The 18,376-nt window shown below is 73.2% G+C and carries 15 protein-coding genes, 1 tRNA gene and 1 rRNA gene; 6 read left to right on the top strand and 11 right to left on the bottom strand.

Annotated features, from left to right (window positions below; all coding sequences use genetic code 11):
• Positions 1 to 31: 31 nt before the first annotated feature.
• The 4 genes from Cus16_RS16130 to Cus16_RS00065 all read right to left on the bottom strand — a co-directional run bounded on the left by Cus16_RS16130 (position 32) and on the right by Cus16_RS00065 (position 3,708).
• On the bottom strand, positions 32 to 388 hold the full coding sequence (locus Cus16_RS16130) for a hypothetical protein (protein WP_069710648.1): 357 nt from the start codon (positions 386 to 388) through the stop codon (positions 32 to 34).
• Positions 389 to 393: 5 nt separating this feature from the next.
• A complete protein-coding gene (locus Cus16_RS00075) occupies positions 394 to 1,305 on the bottom strand; it encodes a carbohydrate ABC transporter permease (protein ID WP_141718744.1) in 912 nt (303 codons plus the stop codon).
• A complete protein-coding gene (locus Cus16_RS00070; RefSeq protein ID WP_069711314.1) occupies positions 1,302 to 2,291 on the bottom strand; it encodes a carbohydrate ABC transporter permease in 990 nt (329 codons plus the stop codon). Before Cus16_RS00070 ends, Cus16_RS00075 begins: the two co-directional genes overlap by 4 nt.
• A gap of 130 nt (positions 2,292 to 2,421) precedes the next feature.
• Positions 2,422 to 3,708, bottom strand: coding sequence for an ABC transporter substrate-binding protein (locus Cus16_RS00065; protein ID WP_411266590.1), 1,287 nt, complete (start codon positions 3,706 to 3,708; stop codon positions 2,422 to 2,424).
• Positions 3,709 to 4,047: 339 nt separating this feature from the next.
• Between Cus16_RS00065 and Cus16_RS00060 the strand changes: the two genes are divergently transcribed.
• The 4 genes from Cus16_RS00060 to Cus16_RS00050 all read left to right on the top strand — a co-directional run bounded on the left by Cus16_RS00060 (position 4,048) and on the right by Cus16_RS00050 (position 8,136).
• Positions 4,048 to 5,385 carry a glycosyltransferase gene (locus Cus16_RS00060; protein WP_069710647.1) on the top strand — a complete coding sequence of 446 codons (1,338 nt, stop codon included), beginning with the start codon at positions 4,048 to 4,050 and terminating at the stop codon, positions 5,383 to 5,385.
• Positions 5,386 to 5,464: 79 nt separating this feature from the next.
• Positions 5,465 to 5,593: a hypothetical protein gene (locus Cus16_RS16955; RefSeq protein ID WP_259346275.1), complete on the top strand. Its 129-nt coding sequence runs from the start codon at positions 5,465 to 5,467 to the stop codon at positions 5,591 to 5,593.
• A gap of 99 nt (positions 5,594 to 5,692) precedes the next feature.
• Positions 5,693 to 6,598 (top strand): beta-1,6-N-acetylglucosaminyltransferase, encoded by a 906-nt coding sequence (locus tag Cus16_RS00055; RefSeq protein WP_083263572.1) that lies wholly within the window; start codon positions 5,693 to 5,695, stop codon positions 6,596 to 6,598.
• Complete coding sequence (locus tag Cus16_RS00050; RefSeq protein ID WP_083263571.1) at positions 6,595 to 8,136, top strand: lipopolysaccharide biosynthesis protein; 1,542 nt, start codon at positions 6,595 to 6,597, stop codon at positions 8,134 to 8,136. Before Cus16_RS00055 ends, Cus16_RS00050 begins: the two co-directional genes overlap by 4 nt.
• 342 nt (positions 8,137 to 8,478) lie before the next feature.
• On the opposite strand, the gene Cus16_RS00045 is transcribed toward Cus16_RS00050, so the two are convergent.
• From Cus16_RS00045 to Cus16_RS00035, 3 genes are all read right to left on the bottom strand, one after another.
• On the bottom strand, positions 8,479 to 9,444 hold the full coding sequence (locus Cus16_RS00045; RefSeq protein WP_069710646.1) for a glycosyltransferase family 2 protein: 966 nt from the start codon (positions 9,442 to 9,444) through the stop codon (positions 8,479 to 8,481).
• The gene (locus Cus16_RS00040) at positions 9,441 to 10,271 is read right to left on the bottom strand and encodes a glycosyltransferase family 2 protein (RefSeq protein WP_069710645.1); all 831 of its coding nucleotides are present in this window, start codon (positions 10,269 to 10,271) and stop codon (positions 9,441 to 9,443) included. Before Cus16_RS00040 ends, Cus16_RS00045 begins: the two co-directional genes overlap by 4 nt.
• A gap of 351 nt (positions 10,272 to 10,622) precedes the next feature.
• Positions 10,623 to 11,954 carry a glycosyltransferase gene (locus Cus16_RS00035; RefSeq protein ID WP_069710644.1) on the bottom strand — a complete coding sequence of 444 codons (1,332 nt, stop codon included), beginning with the start codon at positions 11,952 to 11,954 and terminating at the stop codon, positions 10,623 to 10,625.
• A 310-nt stretch (positions 11,955 to 12,264) separates the two neighbouring features.
• On the opposite strand from Cus16_RS00035, the gene Cus16_RS00030 reads away from it, so the two are divergent.
• Together Cus16_RS00030 and Cus16_RS00025 are read left to right on the top strand one after the other, a co-directional pair.
• Positions 12,265 to 14,460 (top strand): hypothetical protein, encoded by a 2,196-nt coding sequence (locus Cus16_RS00030; RefSeq protein WP_069710643.1) that lies wholly within the window; start codon positions 12,265 to 12,267, stop codon positions 14,458 to 14,460.
• Positions 14,450 to 15,328, top strand: a complete 879-nt coding sequence (locus Cus16_RS00025) for a glycoside hydrolase family 16 protein (protein WP_141718743.1) — start codon at positions 14,450 to 14,452, stop codon at positions 15,326 to 15,328. The genes Cus16_RS00030 and Cus16_RS00025 overlap by 11 nt, the downstream gene beginning before the upstream one ends.
• 114 nt (positions 15,329 to 15,442) lie before the next feature.
• On the opposite strand, the gene Cus16_RS00020 is transcribed toward Cus16_RS00025, so the two are convergent.
• The 4 genes from Cus16_RS00020 to rrf form a co-directional block, all read right to left on the bottom strand.
• A tRNA-Gln gene (locus Cus16_RS00020) sits at positions 15,443 to 15,514 on the bottom strand.
• A 45-nt stretch (positions 15,515 to 15,559) separates the two neighbouring features.
• Positions 15,560 to 16,522 carry an NAD(P)/FAD-dependent oxidoreductase gene (locus Cus16_RS00015; RefSeq protein WP_189319498.1) on the bottom strand — a complete coding sequence of 321 codons (963 nt, stop codon included), beginning with the start codon at positions 16,520 to 16,522 and terminating at the stop codon, positions 15,560 to 15,562.
• A gap of 10 nt (positions 16,523 to 16,532) precedes the next feature.
• A complete protein-coding gene (gene gltX, locus Cus16_RS00010; protein WP_069710641.1) occupies positions 16,533 to 18,026 on the bottom strand; it encodes a glutamate--tRNA ligase in 1,494 nt (497 codons plus the stop codon).
• Between the two features lie 125 nt (positions 18,027 to 18,151).
• Positions 18,152 to 18,268, bottom strand: a 5S ribosomal RNA gene (gene rrf, locus Cus16_RS00005).
• Positions 18,269 to 18,376 lie beyond the last annotated feature (108 nt).

Raw genomic sequence — 18,376 nt, 5'->3', positions numbered from 1 at the left:
GCGTGGATCGGACGACCGGCCGGGAGGCGCGTCACCCGTCGACGTCGCGCCGTACCTCCGCAGGACGGCCGGTCGGCGTCGCACCCCGTCCGGCCCCGCGTCCTGCCACGGCCCGCGCGCCGACCCGACCCGGCGCGGGCCGCGCCGCCCCGATGCCGTCGACCACACCGGTCGCCGCGGCGTGCCGCCGGAGCACGGCCACCCGCCACCGGTCGAGCACCACCACCGCGACGACGCAGACGAGCAGCACCAGCGCCCACCCGAGCGCCGGCCGACCGGTGACCTCGCACGCCACCGTCACGCCGAGGAACAGGAGCCCGAAGGCGCCGGCGAAGCCGATCGCCTCCTCGATCCGCGCGGTCGGCCGCCGCGGTGCGCGCTGGGCCACGTGGCTCAGCCCTTCACGCCGCCGGCGGTGAGGCCGGCCACGATCCGCCGCTGGAACACGAGCACGAGGACGACGAGCGGGATCGTGACGATCGTGCCCGCCGCCATCACCGCGGTGTACGGCTCCTGGTGCGGCTGCGACCCGGCGAACGACGCGATGGCGACGGTGACCGGCTGGGTGGCGTCCGAGGACAGCTGGGAGGAGATGAGGTACTCGTTCCAGCTCGAGATGAATGCGAGGATCGCGGTGGTGAACACGGCCGGGGCGGCCAGCGGCATGATGATGCGCCGGAACGCCCGGATCCGGGTGCACCCGTCGATGCGGGCGGCCTCCTCGAGGTCCCACGGCATCTCGCGGAAGAAGCTCGCGAGCGTGTAGACCGTCAGCGGCAGCACGAACGAGATGCTCGGCAGGATGAGCGCCTGGTACGTGCCCATCCACCCGATGTCCGTGAAGAGCTGGAACAGCGGGGAGATGAGCGCGACGCCCGGGAACATCGACGCGGCCAGGATGGCGCCCGCGATGAGCGACTTCCCCCGGAACTCGAGCCGGGCCAGCGCGTACGCGGCGCTCGTGCCGACGAGCAGCGCGATGACCGTCACGACCCCGCCGATGAGCAGGCTGTTCAGCAGCGCCCGGCCGAGGTGGTTGCCGAGGGCGGTCGAGAACGCCGTCGTGTAGTTGTCGAGCGTGACGTGCGTCGGCCACGGGGTGGCGTCGAAGGTGAAGCCGACGTCGCGGAAGCTCGTGACGACCATCCAGTAGAACGGCAGCAGGCACCACACGGCGATGACCACGGCCTGGATGGCGGTGCGGAACTTCTGCCCGGTGTGCCGCTGGACCCGCACGTCGCCACGGTCGGCTGCACGCTCACGGGGGTTCGGGACCGCTCGGGGACGGTCGGCTGCGATGGTCACTTGAGCTCACCCTTCTGCTGGGCGGCCTGGGTCTGCACGACGTTCGCGCCGAGGAACCGGACGAAGACGAACGCGACGGCGAAGATCACCAGGAACGTGATGGTGGAGAGGGCCGACGCGGAGTTGAACCCCTGCCGGATCTGGTCGACGACGAGGATCGACAGCGTGGTGGTCGCGTTGCCGGAGCCACCGCCGCCGCCCGTCAGGATCGCCGGCAGGTCGTACATGCGCAGGGCGTCGAGCACGCGGAAGAGCACGGCGACCATGAGCGCGGGCTTCACGAGCGGCAGCGTGATGTTCCAGAACCGCTGCATCGTCGAGGCACCGTCCATCTTCGCGGCCTCGTACACCTCGTCGGGGATGAGCTGCAGGCCCGCCAGGATGAGCAGCGCCATGAACGGTGTCGTCTTCCAGGTGTCCGCGATGATGACCGCCCAGCGCGAGGCCCACTCGCCGCTCGTCCAGAGGACCTGCTGGCCGAGCACGTGGTTGAGCACGCCGTTCGCGTCGAAGATGAAGTACCAGAGCTTCGCGGTGACGGCGGTGGGGATGGCCCACGGCACCAGGATCGCGGCACGGACGAGGGCGCGGCCCCGGAAGTCGCGGTTCATGATGATCGCCATCCAGACGCCGATGACGGTCTCGAGGGCGACGGTCACGACCGTGAAGAAGAACGTGTTGCCCATCGACACCCAGAACTGCGAGCCGAGGCTGCCGGGCGGGCAGGTGGTGGTGCCGCACTGCTGGCCGAGCCAGTGCACGTAGTTCGTGATGCCGGCGAAGCCGCCCTGCACGAACAGGCCGGTCGCCTTGTCGAGGCCCTGGTCGAGCTGGAACGACTGGACGACGGCGCTGACGACGGGGTAGCCGATGACGACGGCGAGGAGCACGATCGTCGGGCCGATCAGGTACACGGCCCAGCGGCCGTGCTCGGCGTTCAGGCCGCCGCGGCGGCGCTCCGGCTCCGTGCCGGTGGGGTTCGGGATCGCTGCGGGGATCTCGGTTGCTGCTGACACTTCGACGGCCTCCTCGGGCGGGTGTCGGGACGCAGGGTGGGGCGGACGGGAGGCGCGGGGCGGGACGGTCCCGCGCCTCCAGTCCGGCACGTGGTCGCGATCAGTTGCCGCTGCTGGTCGCCGACTGCAGGGCCGCCTGCATGTCCTTCACGGCTTCGTCGACGCTCTTCGAGCCCTTCAGCGCGGCGTAGCTGTTGTCCTGGATCGCCTTCGTCACGGCCGGGTAGAACGGCGTGACCGGACGCGGCTCGGCCGACTCGATCGACTTCAGGAGCGTCGGCAGGTACGGCAGCTTGCTCGTGAGCTCGGAGTCGGTGTAGAGGTCGCCGACGACCGGGGCGAGCGAGCCCTGGGTCGCGAAGAACTTCTGCGTGTCGTTCGAGATCAGGAACTCGAGGAAGTCGTGCGCCGTCGCCTTGTGCTTCGAGTACACGCTGATCGCCGCGTTGTGCCCGCCGAGGGTCGAGGCACCGACACCGTCCTTGCCGGGCAGCGGAGCGATCCCGAACGTGTCCTTGACCTTCGACGAACCGTCGGTCTTGGCGAGGTTGTAGACGTACGGCCAGTTGCGCAGGAACAGCAGCTTGCCGTCCTCGAACGCGGTGCGGCCCTGCTCCTCCTGGTAGGTGATCGCCTCGGCGGGGATGTTGCCGTCCTTGAACGCGTCGACGAGGTTCTGCAGACCGGCCTTCGCGGCCGTGGTGTCGACGTCGGGTGCGCCGTCCTTGCCGAGGATCGAGCCGCCGCCGCCGTTGATGGCCTCGGAGGCGTTCACCGTGAGGCCCTCGTACTTCGCGAACTGCCCCGCGTAGCAGCCGATGCCGGCCTGCTTCGCGATGTCGCAGTCCTGCATCATCTCGTCCCACGTCGTCGGGGGCGTCTTGACGAGGTCCTTGCGGTAGTAGAGGAGTCCGCCGTCGGAGGTCTGCGGCGCCGCGTAGAGCGTGTCGTTGTAGGTCGCCGTCTTCACGGTGGACGGCAGGAGCTTCGAGGTGTCGATCGCCATCGAGCCGGTCAGCGGGGTGAGCCAGCTCTTCGCGGCGAACTCGGCGGTCCAGACCACGTCGACGTCGACCACGTCGTAGTTCTCGTCCTTGGCCTGGAAGTGCTGCACGAGGTCGTCGTGCTGCTGGTCGGCCTGGTCGGACTGCTCCTTGAACGTGACCTTCTCGTCCGGGTGGGCGGCGTTCCACTTCTCGATCAGCGGTCGCACGACGTTCGAGTTGTCCTTGCCCTGGACGTAGGTGATCGGACCGCGGCTGTCCTGGCCGCTCTTCGCGTCGTCCGTGTTCGCGGCACCGCCGGCCGAGCAACCGGTCAGCACGAGGCCGACGGCGGCGAGCCCGGCGACGGAGGCGAGGCGCACCTTGGTGCGGGTTGTGTTCACAGCGTTGTCTCCTCATCGAGATCACCAGGGAGGACGCCGTCCGCACGCGGACGGCGACCGCCTGGAGCAGGCGACGCTGCCTGCTGGAGGAGGAAGCTACGCCCGCTCGCGACGGCTCCGCAACCGGTCGCCGCGAAGTCGTGACCGGCTCGTGACCACGGCACCGCGGACGCCTTTCCCCTGGTGAGCGCTCACTCGGCCTCGCTCCTGCGCACGCTCCCGCATCCACCCGTGTGCCGGCACGCGGTGGGGGGCGGCGCTGCGGGGTTCCGCACCGTCCCCGCCTCCGTCGACCGCCGACGTTGTCCGGCAGCCCCGGGGGCCGTAGCGTCCCCGACCATGGCCACCACCACCGCCGCCGTCGCCCTGCCCGGGCCCCGTCGGGTCGTCCGGGTCGACCTCGACGCGCCGCTGCCCGAGCTCGTCGCCGACGATGCCGGGTCGTCCGCCCTGGTCGTCGGGTACCGCGGCGGTCACCCCGTCTGCACGGCCGACGTGGCACTCACCGCGGACCCGGCCGACGCCGCACGCGTCCTCGCCCCCCTCGTCGGCACCGCGGGCGCCCCGCACCGGACGCCCCGCGTGGTGCCGGACGACGCACTGCCGTCGATCTCGGTCGTGGTCTCGACCGTGGTCGACCGGGTCGAGGACCTCGGTCGGCTGCTCGACGTGCTCGAGCACCTCGACTACCCCCGGCACGAGGTCCTCGTGGTCGACAACCGCGTCCGCGTGCCCGCCGACGACCCGCTGCCCGCCGTGCTCGCGGGGCGCAACGTCCGGCTCGTCACGGAACGGCGGCCCGGGCTCTCGGCCGGACGGAACGCCGGCGTGGCCGCCGCGCAGGGCGAGGTCGTCGCCTTCACGGACGACGACGTGCAGGTCGACGCGGGATGGCTCCGTGCCCTCGGCGAGCGCTTCGCCACCGAACCCGGGCTCGACGCGGTGAGCGGCGTGATCCTGCCGACCGAGCTCGCGACGCCCGCGCAGGTCTGGTACGAGGCGTACTACGGCGGGTTCAGCGGCGAGCGCACCTTCGACCCGGTGACGATCGTGCCCGACGACGTGCCGGGGACGATGCGGCACGCGCAGGTCGCTGCCGTGCGCCCCGACGGCAGCGTGCGCGGGCGCTTCCCGGTGTACGGCATCGGGGCGTACGGCGCCGGGGCGAACATGGCGTTCCGGCGCGAGCTGCTCGAGGTCGTGGGCGGGTTCGACACGACCCTCGGTGCCGGCTCCCCCGCACGCGGTGGCGAGGACCTCGCGATGTTCGTCGAGACGCTGTGGCGCGGCGGGCGGGTCGGCTTCGAACCCGCGGCGGTCGTGCACCACCGGCACCGCCGCACCGTCGAGGCCCTGCACGCGCAGCTCCGCGGGAACGGCGTCGGCTACACGGCGCTGCTCTGCGCGCTCGTCGCACGGGACCGGCGGCACCTCGCCGTCCTCGCGCGCCTCGTCCCGCTCGCCGCGGGTCGGAAGGTCCGCGGCGTCGTGGCCACCCTCCGTCGCGGTCGCGGGACCGACGACGCTGCCGGCGCTGCGGCGCCCGTCGCCGTGGTCCCGGTGCCGCGGTCGCTGGCGTACCACGAGTTCCGGGGGTTCCCGGCGGGTCCGGCCGCGTGGGTGCGGAGTCGGCGACGGTGGCGTGACGTGGAGTCCGGCCGGTTCCCGACCCGCTGATCCTCCCGCCGCCCGGTCGGTCGTCCCCCTAGGATCGAGGGGCGATCCGGCGACCGCGCGCCGGGCACGAGGAGGACGCATGCTGCCGGGCACCGACACCGACACCACGACCTGCGTGTGCGGCCACCAGCAGGAGGCGCACGAGCACTACCGTCCCGGATCCGACTGCGCCCTCTGCGACTGCCCGCGGTTCCGCCGCCGTCGCTGACACCGTCGCGGTGGGGAGCGTGCGGGAAACCGCCGCATCCCCGCAGCCACCCCCGGACCGCCTTGTCCGGCCCGGAACGGCGCGGTTAGCGTCACGTCCATGGCCATCCCCACCGCGGCTCCCGCCTGCGTCGTCCTCGCCCACGAGGACCCGGTGCAGGTCCGCCGGCTCGTCGAGGCACTGGACCCCTTCCCGGTGTTCCTGCACTGCGACGTCCGCACCCCGGACGACGTGCACGGAGCCATGACCGAGGGTCTGCCGTCCCGTGTCCGGCTGCTCGACCGGCAGCGCACCGGATGGGCGCGGTGGGAGAACGCGGCCGCCGAGATCGCCGGCTACCGTGCCGCGATCGCGCAGACGGACGCCACCCACGTCGCCGTCCTCACGGGGAGCGACTACCCGCTGGCGACCCCGGACGAGATCCGTGCGCTGCTCGAGGCGCACCGCGGACGGTCCTTCCTCATCACGCACCCCCTGCCGCACCCCGACTGGCGCGGCGGCGGGTGGTCGCGCTTCCGCTACCGGCACTGGGCCTGGCGGAAGCACATGCTGCGCCTGCCGGTGCCGCGCCGACTGCCGCGGGACGTCGTCCTGACCGGCGGGTCGCAGATGAAGCTCATCAGCCGCGAGCACGCCCAGGCGGTCCTCGACGTCGTCGATGCACGCCCGGACCTCGTCCGGTTCTGGCGGCGCGCGTGGATCGCGGACGAGTCGCTCGTGCCGTCGATCCTCAACTCCCCCGCCCTGGTGCCCGGGTTCGCCGACGAGCACGTCGAGCACTCACCGTGGTACATCGGCTGGGACGGGACGCGGATGAAGAGCCCGCCGTGGTTGACCACGGCGGACGCGGGACTGCTGCTGGACCGGTGGACCGGTGCCGGCGACGAGCTGCCCCAGGTCTTCGCCCGCAAGTTCTCCACGGAGCGGAGCTCGGACCTGCTCGACCTCGTCGACGCGGCGGTCGGGTTGCGCGGTCAGCGTCGCACGGAGGTCACCGCCCCGTGAGCGGAGCACCGGAGACCGGGACGACCGCCGTCCCCGCCGAGCCGCACGCCGGACGGCACGTCGCCGAGCCGACGCAGACACCGGCATCGACGTCGGCGTCGGGCGGACCGGGCACGTCGACCGGCAGCACCGCCGTCCAGCGCGGCGCGTCGGTCCTGTTCGGCCGCGGCATGCTCTACGTCGTCATCTGGTCGATGCAGCTCGTCGTCAGCTCGCTCGTCTCCCCCGTCCTCGCGCACCTGCTGCCGCAGTCGGAGTTCGGTGTGCTCGCCTCGGCGATCGCCCTGTACCAGGCACTCGGCGTGCTCGCCGTCGCGGGCCTCGACCAGGCCGCGGTGCTCCAGCGGGCCGAGGACGGCGACGAACGCGCCGCGCGGGGACTCGTCTCCGTCGGCGCGGTCCTCGCGACCGTCGTCACGCTCGTCGCGCTCGGGACGATCCCGGTCTGGGGCGACGCCGCCGGCTTCGTCGGCGAGCACCCGCTGCTCCTGGTCGCCGTGCTGTGGACGCTGCCCGCCGCCCTCGTGCAGATGTCCCTCGCCCTGCTCGTCGCGCAGGACCGCATCCGCGTCTTCGCCGTCACGAGCCTGCTGTCCTCGGTCGGCGGCTCGATCATCGGTCTCGGTCTGCTGGTCCTCGTGCACGCCGACGCGACCACCTACGCCTGGGGCGGGGTCGTCGCCCAGGGCACGGCGATGGTGATCGGACTCGTCGCCGTCCGGCCCCGCCTCGCCGGGCTGCTCGACCGTGCGGTCACCGCCCGCGCGTTCCGGCTCGGCGTGCCGATCGCGCTCGGCAACCTGTCGTACTTCGTCCTCAACGCCGGTGACCGCATCATCGTGCAGCGGCTGCTGGGCCCGGAGGAGGTGGCCCGCTACCAGATCGCCTACGTCGTCGGATCGGCGGTCATCCTGCTCCTGACGTTCACGAACAGCGCGTGGGCGCCGCACTTCGCCGCGCTCCGCGACGCGGTCGCCCGTCGCCGCCTGGCGATGCACGCACGTGACGAGCTCTACCTGCTGCTCGCGCCGGTCCTGCTCGCCGTGACCCTCGTCTCCCCCGTGGCGCTGCCGATCCTCGCCCCCGCGTCGTACCGCGTGGAGCAGCTCACCGTCGTCGTGTTCGTCGTCGCCCTCACCGCGTTCCCGGTCGTCGCGAGCGGTGCGACCGGTCGTCTGCTGATCGTCGAGCGCCGCGGTGTCGCGGTCGGGGTCATCGCGGCCGTCGCGGCCGTCGCGAACATCGGGGCCAACCTGCTCCTCGTCCCGCCGCTCGGCATCGCCGGCGCGGCGCTGGCGACCGTCGTCGCCTACGCGCTGCTGGCCGTGCTGCAGCAGGCAGCGCTGCCGGACCGTCGCGAGTGGCGCGGCCCCGGTCGCCGCGTGTTCCTCGTCGTACTCCCCGCCGTGCTCCTGGCCGCCGCGTCGCTGCTGGCACCGCAGGACCTGCCGTGGAACGTCGTGCGGATCGTCGGCGTCGTCGCCTGCATGCCGTGGTTCGTCCAGCGGCTCCGGGCCGCACGCGGCCGCACCGCCTGACCCGACCGGCGCGCAGGCGCCACACCGTCGGCGCCCGCGTGCCGGTGCCGGTGCCGGTGTGCAGGCCGGTCACGCACACTCGCCGTGCAGGCCCCTGCCGCACGGCAGCGGCCCCGCACGACCGGAGGCACCTCGCACCACGCGATCACGTGGCGCGAGGTGCCTCCGGCAGTGCAGCGGCACGTCGCGCCACGAGACGCCGCACCCGGACACGAGGACGCCGGCCCCCGGCACGACGACCCCCGGCACGACGACCCCGGACACGACGACCCCGGACACGACAGCGGCCCCGGCACCCCGAGTGGGGAGCCGGGGCCGCCGTGTCGCAGGGCCGCCAGGGGGTCAGGCCGTGACACGCTCCAGGGCCGGGGCCGCCGCCGGCGTCCGCACGACGACCGTCCCGAGGGTCCGCCCGACGGCGTACCCGAGGACCGTCGCCACGACGCTCGTCACGATCGCCAGGGCGCGCACGCCCCCGCCCCGTCCGAGCGCTCCGAGCTCCCGCAGGAGCGCGCCGGGCAGCACCCGGGTCAGGTAGGTGCCCTCGCTCGAGAGCGAGTCCTTCGCACCGACCCGGCGGCTCAGCACGGCCTTCGAGATGCCCTCGTAGTAGCTGCGTCGACGGAGGTACCGCATGGTGACCCGGTCGGGCGAGACGTGGTGCGACACGTTCGACCGCGGTTCGTACCGGATGCGCGCCTCGGGCCGCATCTGGGCGATCCGGATGCAGAGCTCCGTCTCCTCGCACCCGAGCGGCTGGTTGCCGACCCGGCCGATCCCGGAGCGGAAGCCCCCGGCCGCGAGCAGGACGTCCCGACGGAACGCCATGCTCGACCCGATGACGTTGCGCACGTCCCCGGCCGCCGTCGGCAGCCCGGCGTAGCTGCACCCGACGATCCAGAGCAGTTCGTCCGGGTACGGTCCGGCACCGGTGGTGTCCGGCCACGAGGGGGTCGCCCGACCACCGACGCCGACGACGTCCGGCAGGTCGAGCGCCTCGACGAGGTGCACCAGCCAGTCGGGGTCGGCCGCGGCGTCGTCGTCGAGGAACGCGACGACGTCCGACGCGGCGAGCGCCACGCCGGTGTTGCGCGCGCCCGAGAGCCCGCGGTCCTCGGCGTTCGGGACGACCTGGAGGTCGGGCCACCGGGCCGCGGCGCGGAGCAGGAGCTCCGGCTCGTGGTCGATGACGACGATCACCTCGGTCGCCTCGGGCTGCCGCTTCGCCGACTCGACGGCGGCCTGCAGGTCGCCCCAGCGCCGCTGGGTGTAGGCGCAGATGACGACCGCGACGGTGGGGCGCGTCACGCGGCGGCTTCCTCGTCGAGGACGGCGACGGGCTCGACCACGGGCCGGGCGCGCACCGGGGTCGGTGCGAGGCGGGCGCGGGCGGCGACCTCGCGGGCACGACGGCGCTCGTGCATGATCGACGTCAGGACGCGGATGCCGTCGCTCACGGCGTTGAGGTTGCTCGTGCCGTGCACGCGGAGCTTCTCGTGGCTCGGCACCTCGGTGATGCGGAACCCGGCCGCCGACCAGCGGCAGGTCAGGATCGTCTCGATCTCGAAGCCGTCGCCCCAGCGCATCGACCCGTCGGTGGGCTGCGGGAGCGTCGAGGACAGCAGGCCGACCGTCGGCAGCGTGTCCGCCCAGAAGGCGTTGTAGCCGTAGCAGAGGTCGGTGTACTTCGCGCGGAGCAGCAGGTTCGAGATCATGTTGAGCCCCTTGTTGCCGAGGCCCCGGATCACCGTGATGTCGTCGCTGCCGCCGCCGGGCGCGTACCGCGTGCCCTTGGCGACGTCCGCCCCGGCGACGAGCGCGTCGACGAAGCGGGGGATCTCGGCGGCGTCGGCGGAGCAGTCGGCGTCGAACATGACGACGACGTCGCCGGTGACCGCCTCGAACCCGCAGGCCAGGGCGTTGCCCTTGCCCTTGCGGGTCTGCTGGACGACCGTGATGCCGGGCATGAGCCGCTGGGCGGTGGCGATGGTGTCGTCGACCGAGTTGCCGTCGACGAGGATCACCTCGTGCACGGCGGGCAGCATCGGCAGGATGATCTCGAGGTTCCGCGCCTCGTTCCGGGCGGGGATGACGACCGAGACGCGGGGTTCGCGGGGCCGGACGGTGGTGGTCATGGTGCTCCTGTCGGGTTCAGGCGGCGCTGGCAGGGTCCCGGGGTGCCCGTCGCTGGGTGGGCGACGGCGGGACGAGGGGTTCCGGCGGCGAGGCAGTGACCTCGGCGGCCGTCCGGAACGGGGGTACACCGTTCCCTGGGCGTTCCCACCTTCGTCCGCACCGCCACCGTCGGTCAATGCGGCGCGAGGTGCGTTGCGGCCCCGCCACGCGTCGTACGGAAACCCGCAACCACGCGCGGATCGGGACGGTGCACGGAACAGTCGGTACGGCACGGACGGGAGGCGCGTGGCGGCCGCACCGCGCGCCTCCCGTCCGACGGGTGGTGGGCTGGTGCGGCGCCTCGGCAGGCGTCAGACCGCGCGGCGCGCAGCGGCGGCACGCGCGCGCACGACGCGACGTGAGCGGGCGTACCGGGTGACCCCGCGGAGGACGGCGCGCAGCTCGGTGCCCCGCACCGCCGCGACCTCGCGGTCGAAGGCGTCGTCGCCGGCGGCGGGTGCGGCGGCCGGGACCCCGCCGGGCTCCGCGACCGGCGCGACGGGACCGCCGAGCAGGTGCCGGAGCGCGCGCGGGGCACGGACCAGGGCCATCCCGAGCGTGCGCGGCCGGAGTGCCGTCTTCGTCAACCACGCACCGAGCCCGGTGCCGTAGCCGACGGCCTGGGTGCGGAGCGCGGCGAGGTCCGCGCGGTGCCGGTGCCAGACGAGGGCGGACGGCTCGACGACGAGTGCCGAGCCGTCGAGCACGACACGGGCGAACATGTCGATGTCCTCGCCGCCACCGGTCACCGTGCCGACCCCGAGGGCCTCGTCGAACCCGCCGAGGGCGAGGACGGCGTCCCGCCGCACGGCGAAGTTCGCACCGGTGCCGTAGTCGCCGACCGAGAACGGGAAGAGCGGGCGGTCCGCGGGGGGTGCCGAGAGGCGGAAGACCCGCGGCGTCAGGTTGCGCGACCACGTCACCCGCTCGTCGAACCACCGCTGCGCCGGCGTCCGGAGCTCGCCGCTGGCGACCAGGCCGCTGACGCAGACGACGTCCTCGCCGCGGGCGAACCCGGAGGCGAGGGCGCGGAGCCAGCCGGGGTCGACGACGACGTCGTCGTCGGTGAAGGCGACGACCTCGCCGCGGGCCGCGCGGACACCGGCGTTCCGCGCGCTCGAGAGCCCGGGGACGGGTTCGAGCACGTACCGGACACGCGGGTCCGTGCCGGGTGCGGTCACGAGGCGCCGGGTGGCGTCGTCCGACGGGGCGTTGTCGACGACGACGACCTCGAGGTCGGGGTGGTCGACGGCGAGCACCGACCGCAGCGCCGCGGCGAGCTGGTCGGCACGGTCCCGGGTGCACAGGACGACGCTCGTGCGGGGCAGGTGGACCGGGACCGGCGGGTGCTCGGCGGCCGGGAGTGCGGCGACCGCGGCACGGAGGGCGGCGGCGTCGACGGCACCGTCGGTGACGGGCAGGTCGACGAAGCCGCGCGGCGAGGCGCCCTCGCGCACGAGCAGCCGTGCGGTGCGGTGACCGGCGGCGTCCGTGAGCGGGACCGGGGCGTCGTCGGTGGGCACCGCGTGCACGTCGACGGCGCCGACCCACACGGCACCGGACCAGGTCGGCGGCTCGGGGCTCGTCATCGGGCGCTCGAGCACGAGACGGGACGACGACGGTCGTGACGCGGTGGAGGTCATGCGCCCACGGTCCCCGGAGGCTCGGACGCCCGTCAACGCCGGTCCCCGGAGCGTGCGGTTCCCCTCGCCCGGAGCGGCTCGGCCGTGCGTGATCCCGCAATGCCGCAGGGCACCCGCACAGTGCCAGGACGGACCTCGTGGGGCGGCGGCGGCCGTGGGTACCGTGCCTTGACACGCCGCCTCGGCCGGACTCGCCGTCGGCGCGTGCCCGACCGCTCCGCCGGCCCGCCGGCGGCCCCGCGCCCCACCCCGGGACGCCGCCCGACACGAAGGAACGCCCGATGCGTCGTACGACCCCGGTGGTCGCTCCGTGACCGCGACCACGACCCCGGACCGGGTCGTGCTCCGGCCTGCCCGGGTGGTCCCCCGCTCCCCCGTGCCGTCCCTCGCCGCCGCGGCGCTCGCGTTCCTCGCGACCGCGCTCCTCGTGACCGGTGCGACGGGACCGGTGCGGACGGGTGTCGTCCTCGCCGCGCTCCTCGTCGTCCCGGGGCTCGCCCTCGTGCGGCCGTTGCGCCTGACCGAGCCGGTCGGGCGCGCTGCGCTCGTCGTCGCCACGAGCGCGGCCGTCGACGCCGTCGTCGCGCTCGTCATGGTGTGGACCGACCGGTGGACCCCGGTGCCGGCGGCGGGGTTCGTCCTCGTCGTGAGCGGCTGGGCGGCCCTGGCGCACGGTGTGGTCACCGTCCGCGCGGGCCAGCGCGCCACGCTCGCCGGAGCGGTCCGTGCCGCCTGGGCCGCCCGGCACGAGGGCACGCTCGTCCGACTCGTGGTCGGCGGCGGCGTGCTCGTGACCGGAACGGCGCTGTGGGCCGTCGGCACCGCACAGACCGACGCGACCGCCCTCGGCGAGTGGGGCCTGCTCCTCGCCGTCGCCCCGACGTGGTGGCTCGGAGCCGGGGCGGTCCTCGCCGTGACGGTCACCGCCCTGGTCGACCGTCGCTTCCCCGCGGCGCTGCGGGTCGTGTCGGCGGCCGTGCTCGTCGTCGTCGCGTACGGCACCGCGAACCTCGTGGCTGCCGAACCCCGTCCGCCGTGGGTCTTCAAGCACATCGCGGTCACCGCGTACATCCAGCAGCACGGGTCGGTCGACCCGACGATCGACATCTACAACCGGTGGCCGGGCTTCTTCTCGATGAGTGCCTTCCTCGGCGCCGCGACCGGCACCGCCGACCCGTCCGACCCGGTGCGGTACGTCGAGGTCGCGTTCGCGCTGCTCGACGGCGCCCTGGTGTTCGGCATCGCGCGGGCACTCGGCCTGCGTGGCCGCTGGGCCGTCACCGCCGCGGTGCTCTTCAGCGCGGCGAACTGGGTCGGGCAGGACTACTACTCGCCGCAGGCACTCGCGTTCGCGCTCTTCCTCGCGGCCGTGCTCGTCGTCCTGACCACCCTCCGCCGGGCGCCGAACGCCCTCGGCCTGAGACTGGTCGGCGGGGTCTCCCGGGTGCTGCGGGCCCGTCGTGCACCCGTCGTGCCGGCGGTCGCACCGGCACCACGCACCGCGACCGTCACCGCCGTCGTGCTCGTCGTCCTGCTGCAGGCCGTCATCACCGCGTCGCACCAGCTCACGCCGTTCGTGCTCGTGGCCGCGCTCGTCCCCCTCGTCCTCGTCGGCGTCGTGCGCCCCTGGTGGATCGCGCTGCCGGTCGGCGCCGCTCCGCTGCTCTACCTGCTGCCGAACCTCGACTACGTGCAGGAGAAGTTCGGGCTGACCACCGGCTTCGACCCGGTCAGCAACGTCACCGCCGCCTCGACGTCGATCGCCATCCCGTCGCTCGCGACCACCCTGCAGAGTCGCGGGGTCCTGGCGCTCACCGCGCTCGTCGCGGTCGTCGCCCTGGTCGGCCTGGTCCGCTCGGTGCGGGCCGGTCACGGGCAGCGCGCCCTGCTCGTCCTCTGGCTCGCGGCCTGCCCCGTCGTCCTCGTCCTCGGGCAGAGCTACGGCGGCGAGGCGAAGTTCCGTGTCGTGCTCTTCTCCGCGCCCTTCCTCGCGATCGCCGCCGTCCACGCCCTGCACGGACGACGACTCCGCCTGGCCGCGACCGGGGCGCTGGTCACCGTCACGGCCCTGCTCTTCGTCGGGACGACTTTCCAGGCGGAGCAGGCGAACCAGACGCCCGCGAGCGAGGTCACCGCCGCACGCTGGCTCGACGGCCGGTTCGCGGCGGACGACACGCTCACCACGGTCGGCGGGTTCCCCGCGATCATCGGTGCCGACTACCCCGCCTACCTCGAGCGCTGGGGGCAGGTGCTGTCCCTGAGCGACATGATGCCCTGGTACCACGGCGCGATGACCCCGGCCGACCTCGACGACGCGATCGCCGGACGGTCCCACGGCGGGGACGACTGGGTCGTGTTCTCGGACACCGAGCGCACCGACGTCGTGCGGCGCGGCGTCCTCACCGGCGCGGAGGTCGACGCCCTCGAGCGGTCCGTCGCCGCCGACGGCACCCTCCGGTACGACCGCGACGGCGTCCGCATCTACGAGGTCACCCGTGCAGCATGAACCCGGTGCGCGCCACCGGCTGCACACCCGACGCTCCGTGCTGCAGCGCGGCGCGGTCGTCGCCGGGCTCGTCGGCGCCGCGGCGCTGACCGGGACCGTCGCCGTCGTGCTGCCGACGAGCGCCCGTCGTGCCGACCGGGCCGAGGCCGAGCGCATGCCGACCGGCGCGCTCGAGGAGGACGGCGTCCGCTGGGTGCCGTACCTGGCACAGGACTTCGACCGTGACGCCGCGCACGGGCAGCTCCTCTCGGTCTACCCGGCGATGGCGCAGTACACCGGCATCCGCGACACCTCCGGCAAGGGGCTGTACCACCCGGACGAGGTCGTCTCCGTGCACGACTCCGTCCTCGACCTGCACCTGCGCTCCGAGGGTGGTCAACCGCTCGTCGCGACGGTCCTGCCGGCCGGGTACCGGTCGTACACGCACCAGCGCGTGTCGATCCGCTACCGCGCCGACGACGTGCCCGGCTACAAGTTCGTGATGCTCCTCTGGCCGCTCTCCGGCAACTGGGACGAGGGCGAGATCGACTGGCCCGAGGGCGACCTCGGCGGTGACGTGCGCCCGGTCTCGGCCGTGCCGGGCAGCCTCGACCACTCGACCGGCAAGATGACGTTCCTGCCCGAGGACGCCCCCACGATCCCCGGGGGCCAGGAGGACTGGCACGTCGCCACGATGGAGTGGACCGCGGAGGCGGTGCGCTTCTGGTGGGACGGGGAACTCGTCGCGAGCACGACCGGCGCCGTGCCCTCGACGCCGATGCGCGTGACACTGCAGGCCGAGACCACGGTCGACGACCGTCGCGTGCCGACCGACTCCGCGGGACACGTGCTCGTCGACTGGGTCGTGGCGTACCGCCAGGCGAACTGACCGTCCGGATCTCCGCCTCGAACGGCGGTCGGGCGTGTCCACCGTCCAGCGACGGACATCCACGCGTCGAGCAACGCGAAAGGCCCCCGGGATCTCCCGGGGGCCTTTCTCGAGCTGGGGTACCTGGACTCGAACCAAGAACGACGGTACCAGAAACCGCTGTGTTGCCAATTACACCATACCCCAAAGGCCTGTCGGCCTCGTGTTCCCCGTTGTCCGGGGCACGATCAACTACTGTACAGCATCCCGGAGGTCCTCGAGACCACCGACGAGGTCGCGGTGCACCGCAGCCGCCGTGGACGCTCCGTGACCGGCCGCCACGACGAGCTGCTCCGGCCCCGGCGGGGTCACGTCGCCCACCGCGTACAGACCCGGGACGCCGGTCCGTCCGAGCCGGTCGACGCGTACGAGCCCGTCGGCGTCGCGGTCCAGCGGCGCGTCGATCCAGTCGAGGTCCGCGTGCCACAGCGGGCGGACGAACGCGCCCGTGTGCGCCCGCACGTCGCCGTCGGCGAGGCGGACCCCCGTCAGGCCCGTCCGGTCCCCCTCGAGGTCGGCGACGGGCCGCTCGTCGACCAGGACGCCGGCGGCCGCCAGGCGTGCCCGTCCTCGCTCGTCGAGGGTCGCAGTGCCGTTCGTGTAGACCACCAGGTCGTCGGTCCACGACGCGACGAGCAGCGCTCGGTCGACCACGTCCGCCGTCTCGCAGAGGAACGCCAGCGACGCGCCGCCGTGCTCGTACCCGTCGCACTCGACGCAGCTGTGCACGGACGTGCCGTAGAAGGCCCGCAGGGACGGCAGCGCGGGGAACTCCTCCCGGAGCCCGGTCGCCACCACGACGGCGCGCGCACGGGCGTGGAACTCCGCCCCGCGGTGGGTCCCGTGCACGGCCCAGCCGTCACCGTCGCGGGCGACCCGGTCGACCACCGACTGCACGACGGTCGCCTCGGGGTAGGCCTCCACCTCCTCCCGCCCGAGCTTCCGCAGCTCGAGCGGCGAGATGCCGTCCCGCGTGAGGAACCCGTGCGACCGCAGGGTCGCGGCGTTCCGCGGTCGGTTGGCGTCCACGAGCAGCACCGTCCGCCGCGCCCGGACCAGGTTGAGCGCAGCGCTCAGCCCGGCCGGACCGGCGCCGATCACGGCGACGTCGACGACCAGGGGGCCGTCCGCGTCGTGCTCCCCCGCAGCGGTCACCACGGCGGCGTCAGCGGTCCGCGAGCCGGCGCAGGCGCAGGCGCGTCAGCGTGGAGTCCTTGCCGAGGATCTCCATCGACTCGAAGAGCGGCGGGCTCACGCGCCGGCCGGACACGGCGACACGGAGCGGCCCGAAGGCCACCCGGGGCTTGAGCCCCATGCCGTCGATGAGCGCCTCGCGCAGGGCCGCCTCGATGGACGCGGTCGTCCAGTCGGTGACCCCCTCGAGCGCCGTGACGCCCGCACGGAGGACGTCGCCCGCATCGGCCTTGAGGGTCGCCAGGGCGTCGTCCTCGACCACGAGCGCGTCGTCCGCGGTGAAGAGGAAGCCGAGCATGCCAGGAGCTTCCCCGAGGAGCTGCATGCGCTCCTGCACGAGCGGAGCGGCCGCGGTGAGCACCCGCTCCTGCTCCGCCGTCAGCGGGTCGGACAGGTGGTCGGCCAGGTAGGGCACCAGGCGCGCACGGAACTCGTCCGCCGGCAGCAGGCGGATGTGGTCGCCGTTGATCGACTCGGCCTTCTTGTGGTCGAACCGGGCGGGGTTCGGGTTGACGTCGACGACGTCGAACGCCGCGACCATCTCGTCGGACGAGAAGACGTCGCGGTCCGGGCCGATCGACCAGCCGAGCAGCGCGAGGTAGTTGAGGAGACCCTCGGGCACCATGCCGGCAGCGCGGTGGTGGAAGAGGTTCGACTCCGGGTCGCGCTTGGACAACTTCTTGTTGCCCTCGCCCATCACGTAGGGCAGGTGCCCGAAGAGGGGGACGAACTCGGTGATGCCGACCTCGACGAGCGCCTCGTACAGGGCGATCTGGCGCGGGGTCGACGACAGGAGGTCCTCGCCGCGCAGCACGTGCGTGATGCCCATCAGGGCGTCGTCCACCGGGTTGGTGAACGTGTAGAGCGGCTTGCCGTTCGGACGGACGACCACGAAGTCCGGGAACGTCCCCTGCTTGAACGTGATCTCGCCGCGCACCAGGTCGTCGAAGCTCAGGTCGCGGTCCGGCACGCGGAGTCGCAGCGCCGGCTCACGACCCTCGTCGCGGAACGCCTGCCGCTCGGCCTCGGTCAGGTCGCGCTCGTGGTTGTCGTAGCCCTGCTTCGGGTCGCGGCCAGCGGCGCGGTTGCGCGCCTCCATCTCCTCCGGCGTGACGTACGACTCGTACACGTGCCCGGCGGCCTTGAGCTTCCCGATGACCTCGTCGTAGACGTCCGAGCGCTCCGACTGCCGGTACGGCCCGTGCGGACCGCCGACCTCGACGCCCTCGTCCCAGTCCAGCCGGAGCCACCGCAGCGCGTCCAGGATCTGCTGGTACGACTCCTCGCTGTCGCGCGCAGCATCGGTGTCCTCGATGCGGAAGACGAGCTTGCCGCCGGTGTGGCGTGCGTACGCCCAGTTGAAGAGCGCGGTCCGGATGAGGCCCACGTGCGGGGTCCCCGTCGGACTCGGGCAGAAGCGGACTCGGACGTCGGAGCCGGTGGCGTTGGTGAATGGCGCAGTCATGACCCCCCGATCCTACCGGCGTGCCCTCGTGCGCCGCAGTCGGTCGAACTCCTGTGGATCGCCCCGGGAACGCAGGAAACCCCTGACCGCGGATGGTCAGGGGTTCCCTGGTGTTGCAAAGGTGAGTCCGGCGGCGTCCTACTCTCCCACAAGGTCCCCCTTGCAGTACCATCGGCGCTGAGAGGCTTAGCTTCCGGGTTCGGAATGTGACCGGGCGTTTCCCTCTCGCTATGACCACCGGAACATGTTCGACCCAAACCTGGATCCGAACCTGTCCTTCAAGCCGTTGCTGAAGTATTCAGTTCGATTCCCGATCGTCTGTCGGGAACCACAAAGTGGACGCGAGCCCG

Source organism: Curtobacterium sp. ER1/6 (assembly GCF_001742745.1).
Taxonomy (GTDB): domain Bacteria; phylum Actinomycetota; class Actinomycetes; order Actinomycetales; family Microbacteriaceae; genus Curtobacterium; species Curtobacterium citri.
Note: the sequence above shows the minus strand (reverse complement) of the source record. Positions and strands in the feature narration are given on the sequence as shown.